Source organism: Cupriavidus necator A5-1 (assembly GCF_000744095.1).
GTDB lineage: Bacteria > Pseudomonadota > Gammaproteobacteria > Burkholderiales > Burkholderiaceae > Cupriavidus > Cupriavidus necator_A.
This window is the reverse complement of sequence record NZ_JQLI01000001.1, coordinates 4,458,612-4,471,327: the sequence shown is the minus strand read 5'-3', so window position 1 is coordinate 4,471,327 and position 12,716 is coordinate 4,458,612. Positions and strand designations below refer to the sequence as shown.

Here is a 12,716-nt window from a genome sequence, read left to right as displayed (position 1 = left end):
CAGCAAACAAACCGATAAGTGTGAACGCTAGGCTTGAGACACAAGCCTCTAGAAAGGAGGTGATCCAGCCGCACCTTCCGATACGGCTACCTTGTTACGACTTCACCCCAGTCATGAACCCTGCCGTGGTAATCGCCCTCCTTGCGGTTAGGCTAACTACTTCTGGCAAAACCCACTCCCATGGTGTGACGGGCGGTGTGTACAAGACCCGGGAACGTATTCACCGCGGCATGCTGATCCGCGATTACTAGCGATTCCAGCTTCACGTAGTCGAGTTGCAGACTACGATCCGGACTACGATGCGTTTTCTGGGATTAGCTCCCCCTCGCGGGTTGGCAACCCTCTGTACGCACCATTGTATGACGTGTGAAGCCCTACCCATAAGGGCCATGAGGACTTGACGTCATCCCCACCTTCCTCCGGTTTGTCACCGGCAGTCTCTCTAGAGTGCTCTTGCGTAGCAACTAGAGACAAGGGTTGCGCTCGTTGCGGGACTTAACCCAACATCTCACGACACGAGCTGACGACAGCCATGCAGCACCTGTGTCCACTTTCCCTTTCGGGCACCTGATGCATCTCTGCTTCGTTAGTGGCATGTCAAGGGTAGGTAAGGTTTTTCGCGTTGCATCGAATTAATCCACATCATCCACCGCTTGTGCGGGTCCCCGTCAATTCCTTTGAGTTTTAATCTTGCGACCGTACTCCCCAGGCGGTCAACTTCACGCGTTAGCTACGTTACTGAAGAAATGAATCCCCAACAACTAGTTGACATCGTTTAGGGCGTGGACTACCAGGGTATCTAATCCTGTTTGCTCCCCACGCTTTCGTGCATGAGCGTCAGTGACGTCCCAGGGGGCTGCCTTCGCCATCGGTATTCCTCCACATCTCTACGCATTTCACTGCTACACGTGGAATTCTACCCCCCTCTGACATACTCTAGCCTTGCAGTCACAAGCGCCATTCCCAAGTTAAGCTCGGGGATTTCACGCCTGTCTTACAAAACCGCCTGCGCACGCTTTACGCCCAGTAATTCCGATTAACGCTCGCACCCTACGTATTACCGCGGCTGCTGGCACGTAGTTAGCCGGTGCTTATTCTTCCGGTACCGTCATCGACCCGGGGTATTCACCCAGGCCATTTCTTTCCGGACAAAAGTGCTTTACAACCCGAAGGCCTTCTTCACACACGCGGCATTGCTGGATCAGGGTTGCCCCCATTGTCCAAAATTCCCCACTGCTGCCTCCCGTAGGAGTCTGGGCCGTGTCTCAGTCCCAGTGTGGCTGATCGTCCTCTCAGACCAGCTACTGATCGTCGCCTTGGTAGGCTCTTACCCCACCAACTAGCTAATCAGACATCGGCCGCTCCTGTAGCGCGAGGCCTTACGGTCCCCCGCTTTCACCCTCAGGTCGTATGCGGTATTAGCTAATCTTTCGACTAGTTATCCCCCACTACAGGGCACGTTCCGATGTATTACTCACCCGTTCGCCACTCGCCACCAGGCCGAAGCCCGTGCTGCCGTTCGACTTGCATGTGTAAGGCATGCCGCCAGCGTTCAATCTGAGCCAGGATCAAACTCTTCAGTTCAATCTCTGTGTGGACCCTCGCGGGTCCTCGCTCTTTCGAGCGGTCGCTCACTCTCAGAAAACTGACTGACCAGATCCGAAGACCCAGTCACGTTTTGCTGTGCGAGCACTGATAACTTTTGAAGCATCACTGTCCGAAGACAGCGGCGTCCGCTACCCAGCGCCCACACTTATCGGTTGTTTGGTTGTTAAAGAACCCGGTCTTTCGACCGCGCCTCCGGCTTTGCCGTTTGCGTCGCTGCGTCAGCAGCAGAGAAAGAGATTATGCAGCGCTTTCTTCGCTTCGTCAACCGTTTCAGCAATCTTTTTTTGCTCCGGTCAGCGCTGCAAACCTCGCTGCGCTGACCTCCCGGTCAACCCCGCAACCCTTGCTGCGTCTGCTTTGCAGCGCTGCGTTGTGTTGCGAGGGGGCGAATATTAAGGGAGCCATGCGGGCTTGGCAAGCACTTTTTCGCAAAGCAGCCAAAGTCCTTTCCAAGTGGTGCACGCGACGCTTCTTGCGATCGACATGGGCCTGTATAGAATGACTGCTCCGGCCCACCGGGCCGCCTCTTAATTATAGATGGGGAAGTTCGATGACTATCCAAGCGACATGGCAGCCGAGCCAGGGCAATACCATCTGCCACCTGACCAATGGCACCGCCAAATGGCAGGCCGACCTGGACGCCTCCGCAGGCGGGGACACCCAGTATCCGAACCCGCATGACCTACTGGATTCGGCGCTGGCGGCCTGCACCACGCTTACCCTGCAGCTCTATGCCAAACGCAAGGGCTACGCCGTCAGCGGCATCCACGTCTCTATCGGCCATGAAGAGGCGAACGGCACCTATACGATAAAGCGTGAGGTAAAGGTAACTGGCGAACTGGCGCCCGAAGTCCTGGACGACCTGCTGCGCGTGGCCAACCGTTGCCCGGTTCACAAGACCCTGTCCGGACAGTTCTCGATCCAGACCTCCATTGCCTGATCCCAGCCATTGCTTTTGCAAATGATAATCGTTATCATTTAATGACTCGGGATCAGGCACGACCTGAGTTGGTTCGCCGGACACGTCTCGTGTCCGGTTTTTTCTTGCCGACAGCGCTGCTCCCTCAAGCGTCTCCATGACGCCGGCGTCCCCCGCGCGCTGTCATCGTCCTGACGCGAGCGCCGCGCTACCGTATCCGCATCGATGCAACCAGCACAGGTGGACCCGTTCGGGGGACAAGCCCGTTCGGAGTGTTGGCTGGCCCACCAAGGTTTCGTCGCTTTGCGGCCTAACCGACGCCGCGCGCTTTGTGTGCCATGCATCGCAGGCTTACCATGGACGACAGCAGAACAATAAAAAAAGCGCATATACATCGTAGTGAGCGGGGGACTCCTTGACCAACTTCATCGAAGCATATTGCTCGCAGGTACGTCTTGCGGGCGCGGCCGGCGTGATCGCCAAACCGGTCGTGGTGGCGCAGGACAGCACGTACGCCATGCACTACGTGCCCTGCGAATACCTGAATATCGAAGCACCACTGGTGCTGGTCAGCACCACCCCCGGCCATGCCCATGTGCGGCTGGCCGCCGCCGTCACCGAGGAGTTGCTGCACGCCCATGCGCCTGGCCGCGTGATCCAGCGCGAGAACAAGCGGCGCGTGGAACTGGGCGGCAAGCTGGTGCGGCCCAACCTGATCCGCATGCTCGACCATTTCCGCGTGCCGGAGCTGGCCGGCCTGCCGCATGCGGCGGCACTTTGGAACGAGGGCTTCGAGCGCCTGCAGCCGCTGGCCTTGCTGCCGCATGCCACCACGCGGCGCGGCCTGGCGTTCGACGGGCCGCTGGAAGAATTGCTGGAGGTGCCGATGCTGCACGAAGTTTTCGAAGCGCGGTTCCTGGGCGCCATCCGGCAGATGCGCACCGATGCGCTCTACATCGCGCTGGGCCGTACTGCCTGGGCGGGACTGCGGCATGCAGTGAGCCACCGCCTGCTGGCGCGGCCACAGTTGCTGGGGATGATGCCGGTGCCGGCCCGCGCCGGCAGCATGGTGCGCTATTTCCTGCGCGAGATCGCCGCCAGCGACCTGTCGGCCAAGGACCCGGTGCGCCATCGCGTCGCCTGGCTGGACGCCGCCCATGCGGAGCTGGAAGGCAACGTGCGCAAGCTGCGCGCCGCGGCACAGCCCGACCCGCATTCCACCTACCTGATAGCGTAAGCGGGCGCTCGCCCCACCTCGTTGTGATCGATGCGCCCCACCGAAGTGGGGTCCTGGCCCCGCCCTTTGCGCCGATAACGTCTCCTGAGGAAACTGACCTCCTCGCATTCCCGATTTGCGGCCCCGTGCGGGCCGCGATTTTTTTGGTGTCTGCCTCAGCGGCTCCACCATAGGAGTGCGACCACCACCGCAACCACCGTCACCACCCCGACCAGGGCGATCAGGTCCGCGTCCGACAGCCACTCGTTCATGTCGCGCGCCCGTTGCGGATAGCGGCCCAGCGTGACAACCCTGAGCACCGCCCAGCCGATCGCATAGAAGAAGGCCTCGGCCATGCAGGCGCGCAGCACCCACCCCACCACACTGCAAGCGTTTCCAAGCAAGTCTCCGGTACGATCGATGGCGCAAGGCTATCCGAAAACACCACGGGCACAAGCCTTGCATCACGCCAATGCCAAAAGCCTCCGTACCGACCATCATGACGACCACGCCCGCCCTGCACATTGCCCTGTGTGCCACGCTGATGCTGGCTGCGCTGCCTTCCCTTGCGCAGAGCGACAAGCCGGGGCTCTCCGTTTCCGCGCGCAAGCCGGGCAGTGCCCTGCCATCCGACTGGAAAAATTTACCAGTGGCCGAAGGCAAGGCCATCACCAGCTATCAATTGGTGGCCGACGGCCGCACCACGGTACTGCAGGCCGACGCCAGCCATTCCGCTTCGGCACTGATGCATGAAGGCGATATCGACCTGGCCCGCACGCCGGTCGTTGCATGGCGCTGGAAAGTCGAAGCCCCGATTCCCGGCGCAGACAACAGCGATGGCGCGCATGAGGACGCGCCGGCGCGCCTGGTGTTCTTCTTCGAAGGCGACAAGAGCAAGCTCTCGCTCGGCGACCGCACCACCATGCAGCTCGCCAAGAGCCTGGGCGGCGAAGAACTGCCCTATGCCACGCTGATGTATGTCTGGTCGCCGAGCGCCGCGCCCGGCAGCGTCATCCCCAATCCGCATACTGGACGGGTGCAGATGATCGTGGTGTCGGGCGAGGCGGGCGACGCGGGCAAATGGCAGAGCCTGCGCCGCAACGTGGTGCAGGACTATGAAAGGGTGTTCCACGAACCGCCGGGCCCGCTCAAGGCGTACGGCGTCATGACCGATACCGACAACACCAACACCACCGCGCGTGCCTGGTACGGCGACATCCGCTTCCTGCCGGGCGGTTAGGGCGGTCAGGCCGGTGGCGGTGTCCGCGCGACGGTTTGCCGCAAGGCCCCCGATACCTGCGCCATCAGCGCAGCGTCATCATCGGCATTCAACCCCTGCGCCGAGCGCGCTTCGCGCACGCTGACGACCTTGCCTGCATCGTAGTGCCGCCCGCTGTCGATGGCCGCTTCGAACGCATTGGCGCGCGCGTTGATGGACTCGGGATCGGCGGTCACCAGCAACACCGCGTGGGCGAGCACCAGGTGGCGCTGCCCGTCGGGCGATTGCATTGCGGCCGGTGCGCGCCGCCAGTACTGCGCCGTGCCGGCAATCTTGCGCGCCGCGTCGGGCGGCCCCCATGCCAGGTTGTAGCGCCCGTCGCAGAACGAACCGGCCACCGCCTGCCAATGGGTATCCACCGCCAGCGACTGCAGCGCCTTGCCGATGACCTCGCACAGGTGCAGGTAGACGGCGTCGCTGAGCGCGCCCGGCGGCCGCCCCACGGCGTAGGCCAGGCTCAGGTTCAGGATGCCGGGCCCTTGCGGTACCAGCCCGCCGCCCGACATGCGCAGGAACACGGGGCAGCCCTGCCGCGCAAAGTCGGCGCGCGCTGTCTCCAGCGCCGTGTGACGCTGGTAGGTGCGCGGCACCACCAGCGACAGCGGGGCTTCCCACAGTTTCGCCACCTGCCGGCCCTGTGCCGCGAGTTCGAGCAATGCCAGTTCGTCCTGCAGCGGATCGCCATCCGGCTGCGCAATACCGGCGGCATCGACAAATTCAAATGGCATGGCTCGTGCCCGGTGGCTGCAATGCGCGGAGTCTAACAAGGCTAGCCGTTGAGCGCATCGAAATAGGCCAGCGCCTTCGAACCGTACATGGCGCCGGGCCCGCCGCCCATCTCGATATTGATGGCCAGCACTTCGGCGAGCTGCTCGCGCGTGGCGCCATGGCGCAGCGCCTGGCTGGTGTGGAACAGCACGCAGTCGTCGCAGCCCTTCTGCACGGCCAGCGCGACGGCGATCAACTCCTTGATGGCAGCGGACAAACTGCCATCCTGGGTGGCAGACTTCATCAGCCCCTGGAAGGCGCTCATCGCGCCGGGCTGGGCCTTGCCAAGCGCGGCGAACTGCTGGTTTATCTGCGTCAGTCGCGTCTTCAGTTCTGTCGTCATTGGAATTCCTTTCGTGATCGCGCGGACGGCAGCATCGCTGCGCGCCGTCCGCGCGCGGGCATCAGCCCGCCAGGTGCTGCCTGAGCAGCGCGTTGAACTCGTTCGCCTTTTCCATCTGGCTCATATGGCCCGCGTCGGCAAAGACCTTGACAGTCGCATCCGGCGGCGCGCTCTCGGCGTGCTCGGCCGGGATGATCCGGTCCTGCCCGCCCCACACCACCAGCACGCGCTTGCCGCTGCCGGCCAGCCGCTGGGCGGGCTGCTCGGTCTGGCGGCCGCCGCCGAACAAGCCCTGCCCCAGCGCCGTCAATGCCTCGCTGACGCCGTCCAGCCGCTTGTAGCGCAGCAGGTCGTCCAGCATCTGGCGGCTGACCAGCCCGGCATCGGCAAACAGCAGTTCGACCACGGGCTTGAGGTCGCGGCGCGACTGCGCATTGACGAAGCCCTCGGTATAGCCGCTGTTGACGGTATCGCCAAAGCCCACTGGCGAGACCAGCGCCACCGACAGCACCCGCTGCGGCGCATCCACCGCCAGCTGCGCGGCAACGCCGCCGCCCATCGAATGGCCGACCACGTGCGCCGCGTCGATGCCGGTCTCATCCATGAAGCGCGCTACAAAGCCGGCCATCTGCGCCAGCGTCGTGCCCGCGAGCCGCGGCGACGACTGCCCATGTCCGGGCAGGTCCAGTGCCACGACGGTGTACGCGTCGGCGAGCGGGTCGAGGTTGAACAGCCAGTTGTCCAGGTCACCGCCAAAGCCATGAATGAAGAGCACGGTCTCGGCGCCGCTGCCCTTGCGGGCATAGCGGACGCGGATGCCGTCCACCTCGGCAAACTGGTAGGCAGAGGCGGCGTCTTCCTCGCCGCCGTCGTCCGCCGGCGTTTCATAAGCCGCGACATACGCATCGATATCCGCATCGCTCACCTCCGCAGGCGCAAGCACGCCCAGCAGCGCCTTGACCGGCAGCACGTCGCCGGCCTGCGCCACCTTGCGGCGCAGCGTGCCGGCATCCGGCGCCTCCACCGCATTGGCGATCTTGTCGGTTTCCACGTCGAGGATCGGCATGCCCACGGCAATCTCGGTGCCCTCGTCGACGAGCCAGGCATTGACCGTGCCTTCCTTCATCGACAGGCCCCACTTGGGCATCACGATCGGGGTAATCGTGGGGGTAAAAGTGGTTGCCATCAGTGCTTGCCTCCCTTCATGGTCTTGCGCGCGGCATCAGCGATCTGCGCGGCGCTGGGGATGTACAGGTCTTCCAGCGTGGGCGAGAACGGCACCGGCGTATGCGGCGGGCACACCATCTCGATACCGGCCTTGAGCGCGCCGAAGGCCTGCTGCGCGACCTGCGCGGAGATATCGGTGGCGATATTGCAGCGCGGGCTGGCTTCGTCCACGACCACCAGACGGCCGGTGTTCTCGACCGATTCCAGCACGGTGTCCATGTCCAGCGGCGAGAGCGTGCGCAGGTCGATCACTTCCGCCTCGATGCCCTCCTTCGCCAGCGCGGCGGCCGCTTCCAGCGAGCGATGCACCATCAGCCCATAGGTGACGATCGACACGTCCTTGCCGTCGCGCACGATATTGGCCTCGCCGAACGGGATCGCGTAGGCGCCTTCGGGCACCTCGCCCTCCAGCCCGTACAGGTTCTTGTGCTCGCAGAAGATCACCGGGTCGTTGTCGCGGATCGCCTGGATCAGCAGGCCCTTGGTGTCGTACGGGGTTGACGGGCACACCACCTTCAGCCCGGGGATATGCGTGAACAGCGGCGTCAGCATCTGGCTGTGCTGCGCGGCTGCGCGAAAACCCGCGCCGACCATCGCGCGGATCACCACCGGCGTCTCGGCCTTGCCGCCGAACATGTAGCGGAACTTGGCAGCCTGGTTGAAGATCTGGTCGAAGCACACGCCCATGAAGTCGATAAACATCAGCTCGGCGATCGGACGCATGCCGCAGGCCGCGGCGCCGATGGCCGCGCCGACATAGGCCGACTCCGACAGCGGCGTATCCAGCAGGCGGTCGCCATGCTTTGCGTACAAGCCCTTGGTCACGCCCAGCACGCCGCCCCAGGCGTCCTTCTCGCCGTCCGCGCCGGCACCGCCGACGATATCTTCGCCCAGCATGATGACGCTGGGGTCGCGGGTCATTTCCTGGTCGATCGCCTCGTTGATCGCCAGCTTGATGCTCAGTTTGCGAGCCATGGTTTGTCTCCTGATAGTTGGTTTGGCGTGGGGCGGATCAGTAGCTGACGTAGACGTCGGTGAGCAGGTCTTCCGGCCCGGGCAGCGGCGCGGCCTTGGCTTCCTGTACGGCGTGCTCGATCAGCGTGGCGACCTCGCGGTCGATGGTGTCGAGCTCCTCGCGCGCCACGACGCCGGCCTGCGTCACCGTGCGGGCGAACAGCTTCAGGCAATCCTTGTTGGCGCGGATATCGTCGAGCTCGCCCTCGGCGCGGTAGGTCTGCGCATCGCCCTCGAAGTGGCCATAGAAGCGGACCATCTTGCATTCGAGCAGCGAGGGGCCGCCGCCTTCGCGCGCGCGGCGGATGACTTCCCCGGCCGCTTCATAAACCGCGAAGAAATCGGTGCCATCCACGGTCACGCCCGGGATGCCGAAGCCGGCGGCGCGGTCGACGTAGCTGTCGACCGCGGTGCCGTAGTCGCGCGAAGTCGATTCGGCGTAGCCGTTGTTCTCGATCACGAAGATCACTGGCAGGTTCCACACCGCCGCCAGGTTCAGGCTTTCCAGGAAGGTGCCCTGGTTGGAGGCGCCGTCGCCGCAGAAGGTGATGCCGACCTCGCCCTTGCCGCGGAACTTGGCCGCCAGCGCAGCGCCGCAGATCAGCGGGGCGCCCGCGCCGAGGATGCCGTTGGCGCCCATCATGCCCTTGGACAGGTCGGCGATATGCATCGAGCCGCCCTTGCCGTTGCACGAGCCACCCTTCTTGCCGTAGATCTCCTTCATCATCGCCACCGGATCCACGCCCTTGGCAATGCAGTGGCCATGGCCGCGATGCGTGCTGGCAATGCGGTCGCCGTCGTTCAGGTGGTGCAGGATGCCGACGCCCGCGGCTTCCTCACCCGCATACAGGTGGACGAAGCCCGGGATATCGCCGCGCCCGAAATCCACATGCAGGCGTTCCTCGAAATCGCGGATGGTGCGCATCTTCCGGTACACCGTCAGCAGCGTCTCCTTGTCGAGCGGCAGCGCGGTTGAATCGTGCGAAGCTCTGGCTGTCATGTCTGTCTCCTTCGTTTTTCAGGTGTTGCACTACAAGAAAGGGAGAGGAAGCGGGCGGGGCGCCCGCGCGTCATCAAATGGCCGCGTGCTGCGGCAGGCAGCGCATCAGGTGGTGGCGCGCGGCATAGCGCATGCAGGCCGCCACGTCGATGCTGCGAAAAGCGTGTTCATGCAGGGTGACCGTGACTTCGTCGCCTGGGCCGAAGGCCAGCTCGCGCTCGCCGTCGAGCGCGACGATGCCGCTGCGCTGACGCACGCGGTGCGGGCGGCCATGTTCGAGCCGCTCCCAGCCGGCCACCGGCACCGTGCACAGCAGGCCCGGCGCGATCGGCGCGCGCAGGTCGAATTCGCCTTCACCAGGTGCGGCCAGTTCGATTGCCAGCCCGCCGGGCTCGCGCCGGCCCACCGGCTCCAGCAGTCCGGCGATGGCCGACAGGCCGATGGCCTGCGGATCTGCAAAGGACACGTAGACGGCGGCGAGCGTGTCGGTCTTCCACAGCGCGCGCGCGCCGATGAAATGCTCGTGCGAGATCACCGCGTCGACCAGCGCGATATCGCGGCGAAAGCCGCCGTCGCCGTCGCGGATGACGATGTCGAGTCGCTTGTTCGATGCCAGCGCATCCCTGGCCGGCACGCGGCCGGTGGCGTAGAGCCCGGCGGCAAGGCCGGTGATGGTGGGCTCGCGCATCTCCGGGTAGGCGTTGTTGGTGCCGGTCGACAGCCCGGCGATCGGCACCGCGCCGCATTCGCGCACCACCGCGCGGTGGGTGCCATCGCCGCCCAGCACGATGATCGCGGCAACACCCGCATCGGCCATGCAGCGCGCGGCGCGCAGCGTATCGTCTACACGCGCGGTCACCGGCATGTCGAGGTATTCGACGGCGGGCAGGTTCGAATCCGGCCCTTGCCGCCGCGCCAGGTGCCGCGCCAGCATGACGCGCAGCCCTTCGCGATCCGGCATCATCAGCACGCGCCCGACGCCGCACGACGCCAGCGCGGCCAGCAGCCGCAGCACGATATTGACGCGATCGGCCAGTTGCAGGCTGTTGGCGTTGGCGATCACGCGGCGGATATCGCGCGCGGAGATCGGATTGGCGATGATGCCGACCACCGGCGCCGCGGCGCCCGTTGCGTGCTCCATTGCCTGTCTCCTGTTGTCGTTGTCTTGACAGGCATATTTGCAATGGATGTGCCAGCGCGTGCGGGGCCGGCAGACACTAAAATCCGAGGGATTACCCGCAGGAAAAGGGCAAGCAGCGACGCTGCGCTGTGACAGCTGTCACAGCGCAGGTGTACAGGGTATGGACAACCGTATCGCGGCCGTGCGGCCTACTTGTCGGACGGCTCAGCAGCGCCATCGCGCCGGTTCGGCGACTGGATGCCGTAGCGCTCCATGCGCCGGTACAGCGTCATGCGGCTGATGCCGATCTGGCGCGCGACCGCGCTCAGGTTCCACCCCGATGCGCGCAGGTACTGCATCAGCAGCATGCCTTCCGGCGGCAGTTGATGCGGATCGAAGGGGGCGTCAGCGGGCGGCTGTACTTGCGCCGGCTCCGGCAGCGCGGCAGAAACGGCAGGGGCCGACAGACCGTCCGGGAGATCGTGCACCTCGATATAGCCGCCGGTGCAGACCGCGCGCGCGTACTCCAGCACGTTGCGCAGTTCACGCAGGTTGCCCGGCCAGCGATGGCGGTGCAGCCGCTCGCGCGCCGCCGGCGACAGCGTGACGGCATCGCCCGTGCCCTCCTGCAGCAGCTTGCGCATCAGCCAGTCGAGGTCGGTACGCGCGCGCAGCGGCGGCAGCTCGAAGCGCGCGCCGTTGAGCCGGTAATAGAGGTCTTCACGGAAGCGCCCTTCGCCCACCAGCTGCTCCAGGCCGTGGTGCGTGGCCGAGATGACCCGCAAGCGCACCGGCACCGGCCGCGCGGCGCCGACCGGCAGCACTTCGCCCTCGGCCAGCACGCGCAGCAGCCGCGACTGCAGCTCGCGCGGCATGTCGCCGATCTCGTCGAGGAACAGCGTGCCGCCGTCGGCCTCCTGGATCAGGCCGCGCTTGCCGCGCGGGCCCGCGCCGGAGAAGCTGTTGGGCAGGTGGCCGAACAGCTCGCTTTCGATCAGCGATTCCGGGATCGCCGCGCAGTTCACCGCGACGAAGGGCCCGTCGCGGCGCGCGCTGGCCTGGTGCAGCGCCTTGGCGAAGAACTCCTTGCCGCTGCCGGTTTCGCCGTGGATCAGCAGGTTGATCGGCGAATCGACCAGGCGCGCGGCGCGCTGCAGTTGCTGTTGCAGCGCGGCATCGCCGCCGGTCAGCGCAGCCAGCGCGGCCGGCATCGCCACCGGTGTCTCGGCTGCCGGTGCCTGCCAGCGCAGCGCGGGCGGCATCACGCTCAGGTAAAGCAGGCCGCCGCTGCGGTTGAGCGCCACCAGCCGCTGTTCGCTCGGGCGCGAATAGACATAGCGGCCCAGCTCTTCCAGGCGGGCGTCGAACAGCTTCTCGAACGGCTGGCCCAGTACCGTGGCGCCGTCCAGCTCACCCTCCAGCATCAGCCGGGCCCGATGGTTATGGCCGACGATGCGCCCGGCATCGTCCAGCGCCAGCAGGTATTCGGGATTGACGTCGACGAACTCGGGCGCCACGTTCAGCTTCAGGATCCAGTCGCGCCGGTGCGCGCGCAGGAAGTTAGCGTTCTCGATATGCGCGGCGTAGATGCGCACCAGTTGCAGCGCCAGCCCCTGGCTGTCCTTGGCCTGCGGCGAGGTCAGCGCGGAGATGTCGAGGATGGCGTGCAGGTTGCCGTGCGTGTCGAACAGCGGCGCGGCGGTGCAGGTCAGCGGGATATGCGTGGCGTCGAAATGGTCGGCCTGGTGCACGGTAAGCGCCTGGCCCGTGACCAGCGCGGTGCCGACCGCGCAGGTGCCGGCGCCGCTCTCGCTCCATTCCGCGCCCAGGTAGAGGCCTGCATGACGCAGCGCGGCGTCGCTGCGGGCGTCGCCGATATAGTCGACGGTCACGCCCTGCGCATCGGTCAGCAGCACCACGTAGCCAAGCCCGCCCACCTGGCCGTACAGGCTCTGCAGCCCGTGGCGCGCGATACGCGCGAAGTCGTCGATGCGTTCCTGGTGCTCGCGCAGCCGCGGCTGCGGCAGGATGCGCGCCTCCTGCATGCGCGAGGGATCGAGCCCGTACTGGTGCACGCAGCGTCGCCATGAATTCTGGATGATGGCGTCGTGCGCGATCCGGTCCGCCAGCACGGCGGGCGGGGCTAGGTATGTGGTGGCCTGGACCACTGCTTCGATGTGCTCGCGTTGCCGCAGGTCCATCGTTGTCTCCTGGTCGTCGCT

The 12,716-nt window shown here is 65.2% G+C and carries 11 protein-coding genes and 1 rRNA gene; 3 read left to right on the top strand and 9 right to left on the bottom strand.

Annotation, left to right across the window (positions count from 1 at the left end):
* Positions 1 to 52 precede the first annotated feature (52 nt).
* Positions 53 to 1,584: ribosomal RNA gene (locus tag K307_RS19860) — 16S ribosomal RNA — on the bottom strand.
* 574 nt (positions 1,585 to 2,158) lie between these two features.
* Between K307_RS19860 and K307_RS19855 the strand changes: the two genes are divergently transcribed.
* Positions 2,159 to 2,548: an OsmC family protein gene (locus K307_RS19855; RefSeq protein ID WP_042880663.1), complete on the top strand. Its 390-nt coding sequence runs from the start codon at positions 2,159 to 2,161 to the stop codon at positions 2,546 to 2,548.
* A 394-nt stretch (positions 2,549 to 2,942) separates the two neighbouring features.
* Positions 2,943 to 3,764, top strand: a complete 822-nt coding sequence (locus K307_RS19850; protein ID WP_042880662.1) for a hypothetical protein — start codon at positions 2,943 to 2,945, stop codon at positions 3,762 to 3,764.
* A gap of 155 nt (positions 3,765 to 3,919) precedes the next feature.
* Here K307_RS19850 and K307_RS19845 read toward each other — a convergent pair whose 3' ends face one another.
* A complete protein-coding gene (locus tag K307_RS19845) occupies positions 3,920 to 4,147 on the bottom strand; it encodes a hypothetical protein (protein WP_155301178.1) in 228 nt (75 codons plus the stop codon).
* A gap of 68 nt (positions 4,148 to 4,215) precedes the next feature.
* On the opposite strand from K307_RS19845, the gene K307_RS19840 reads away from it, so the two are divergent.
* Positions 4,216 to 4,983: a DUF3047 domain-containing protein gene (locus tag K307_RS19840; protein ID WP_051974976.1), complete on the top strand. Its 768-nt coding sequence runs from the start codon at positions 4,216 to 4,218 to the stop codon at positions 4,981 to 4,983.
* Between the two features lie 5 nt (positions 4,984 to 4,988).
* Here K307_RS19840 and K307_RS19835 read toward each other — a convergent pair whose 3' ends face one another.
* The 7 genes from K307_RS19835 to K307_RS19805 all read right to left on the bottom strand — a co-directional run bounded on the left by K307_RS19835 (position 4,989) and on the right by K307_RS19805 (position 12,695).
* Entirely contained in the window at positions 4,989 to 5,750 is a 762-nt protein-coding gene (locus K307_RS19835; protein ID WP_042880658.1) for a lipoyl protein ligase domain-containing protein, read from the bottom strand.
* A 41-nt stretch (positions 5,751 to 5,791) separates the two neighbouring features.
* On the bottom strand, positions 5,792 to 6,133 hold the full coding sequence (locus tag K307_RS19830) for a carboxymuconolactone decarboxylase family protein (RefSeq protein WP_042880657.1): 342 nt from the start codon (positions 6,131 to 6,133) through the stop codon (positions 5,792 to 5,794).
* A gap of 61 nt (positions 6,134 to 6,194) precedes the next feature.
* The gene (locus K307_RS19825; RefSeq protein WP_042880655.1) at positions 6,195 to 7,319 is read right to left on the bottom strand and encodes an acetoin dehydrogenase dihydrolipoyllysine-residue acetyltransferase subunit; all 1,125 of its coding nucleotides are present in this window, start codon (positions 7,317 to 7,319) and stop codon (positions 6,195 to 6,197) included.
* The gene (locus K307_RS19820; RefSeq protein ID WP_042880654.1) at positions 7,319 to 8,335 is read right to left on the bottom strand and encodes an alpha-ketoacid dehydrogenase subunit beta; all 1,017 of its coding nucleotides are present in this window, start codon (positions 8,333 to 8,335) and stop codon (positions 7,319 to 7,321) included. The genes K307_RS19825 and K307_RS19820 overlap by 1 nt, the downstream gene beginning before the upstream one ends.
* A gap of 37 nt (positions 8,336 to 8,372) precedes the next feature.
* Positions 8,373 to 9,374: a thiamine pyrophosphate-dependent dehydrogenase E1 component subunit alpha gene (locus K307_RS19815; protein WP_042880653.1), complete on the bottom strand. Its 1,002-nt coding sequence runs from the start codon at positions 9,372 to 9,374 to the stop codon at positions 8,373 to 8,375.
* Positions 9,375 to 9,447: 73 nt separating this feature from the next.
* Positions 9,448 to 10,515 carry an ATP-NAD kinase family protein gene (locus tag K307_RS19810; RefSeq protein WP_042880650.1) on the bottom strand — a complete coding sequence of 356 codons (1,068 nt, stop codon included), beginning with the start codon at positions 10,513 to 10,515 and terminating at the stop codon, positions 9,448 to 9,450.
* 188 nt (positions 10,516 to 10,703) lie between these two features.
* Positions 10,704 to 12,695, bottom strand: a complete 1,992-nt coding sequence (locus K307_RS19805) for a sigma-54-dependent Fis family transcriptional regulator (protein ID WP_042880648.1) — start codon at positions 12,693 to 12,695, stop codon at positions 10,704 to 10,706.
* Positions 12,696 to 12,716 lie beyond the last annotated feature (21 nt).

What these genes read in the sequence shown, in the direction of transcription:
- K307_RS19855 (WP_042880663.1), top strand. Translation starts at nt 2,159, where the DNA reads ATGACTATCCAAGCGACATGGCAGCCGAGCCAGGGCAATACCATCTGC.
- K307_RS19840 (WP_051974976.1), top strand. Translation starts at nt 4,216, where the DNA reads ATGCCAAAAGCCTCCGTACCGACCATCATGACGACCACGCCCGCCCTG.
- K307_RS19835 (WP_042880658.1), bottom strand. Translation starts at nt 5,750, where the DNA reads ATGCCATTTGAATTTGTCGATGCCGCCGGTATTGCGCAGCCGGATGGC.
- K307_RS19830 (WP_042880657.1), bottom strand. Translation starts at nt 6,133, where the DNA reads ATGACGACAGAACTGAAGACGCGACTGACGCAGATAAACCAGCAGTTC.
- K307_RS19825 (WP_042880655.1), bottom strand. Translation starts at nt 7,319, where the DNA reads ATGGCAACCACTTTTACCCCCACGATTACCCCGATCGTGATGCCCAAG.
- K307_RS19820 (WP_042880654.1), bottom strand. Translation starts at nt 8,335, where the DNA reads ATGGCTCGCAAACTGAGCATCAAGCTGGCGATCAACGAGGCGATCGAC.
- K307_RS19815 (WP_042880653.1), bottom strand. Translation starts at nt 9,374, where the DNA reads ATGACAGCCAGAGCTTCGCACGATTCAACCGCGCTGCCGCTCGACAAG.
- K307_RS19810 (WP_042880650.1), bottom strand. Translation starts at nt 10,515, where the DNA reads ATGGAGCACGCAACGGGCGCCGCGGCGCCGGTGGTCGGCATCATCGCC.
- K307_RS19805 (WP_042880648.1), bottom strand. Translation starts at nt 12,695, where the DNA reads ATGGACCTGCGGCAACGCGAGCACATCGAAGCAGTGGTCCAGGCCACC.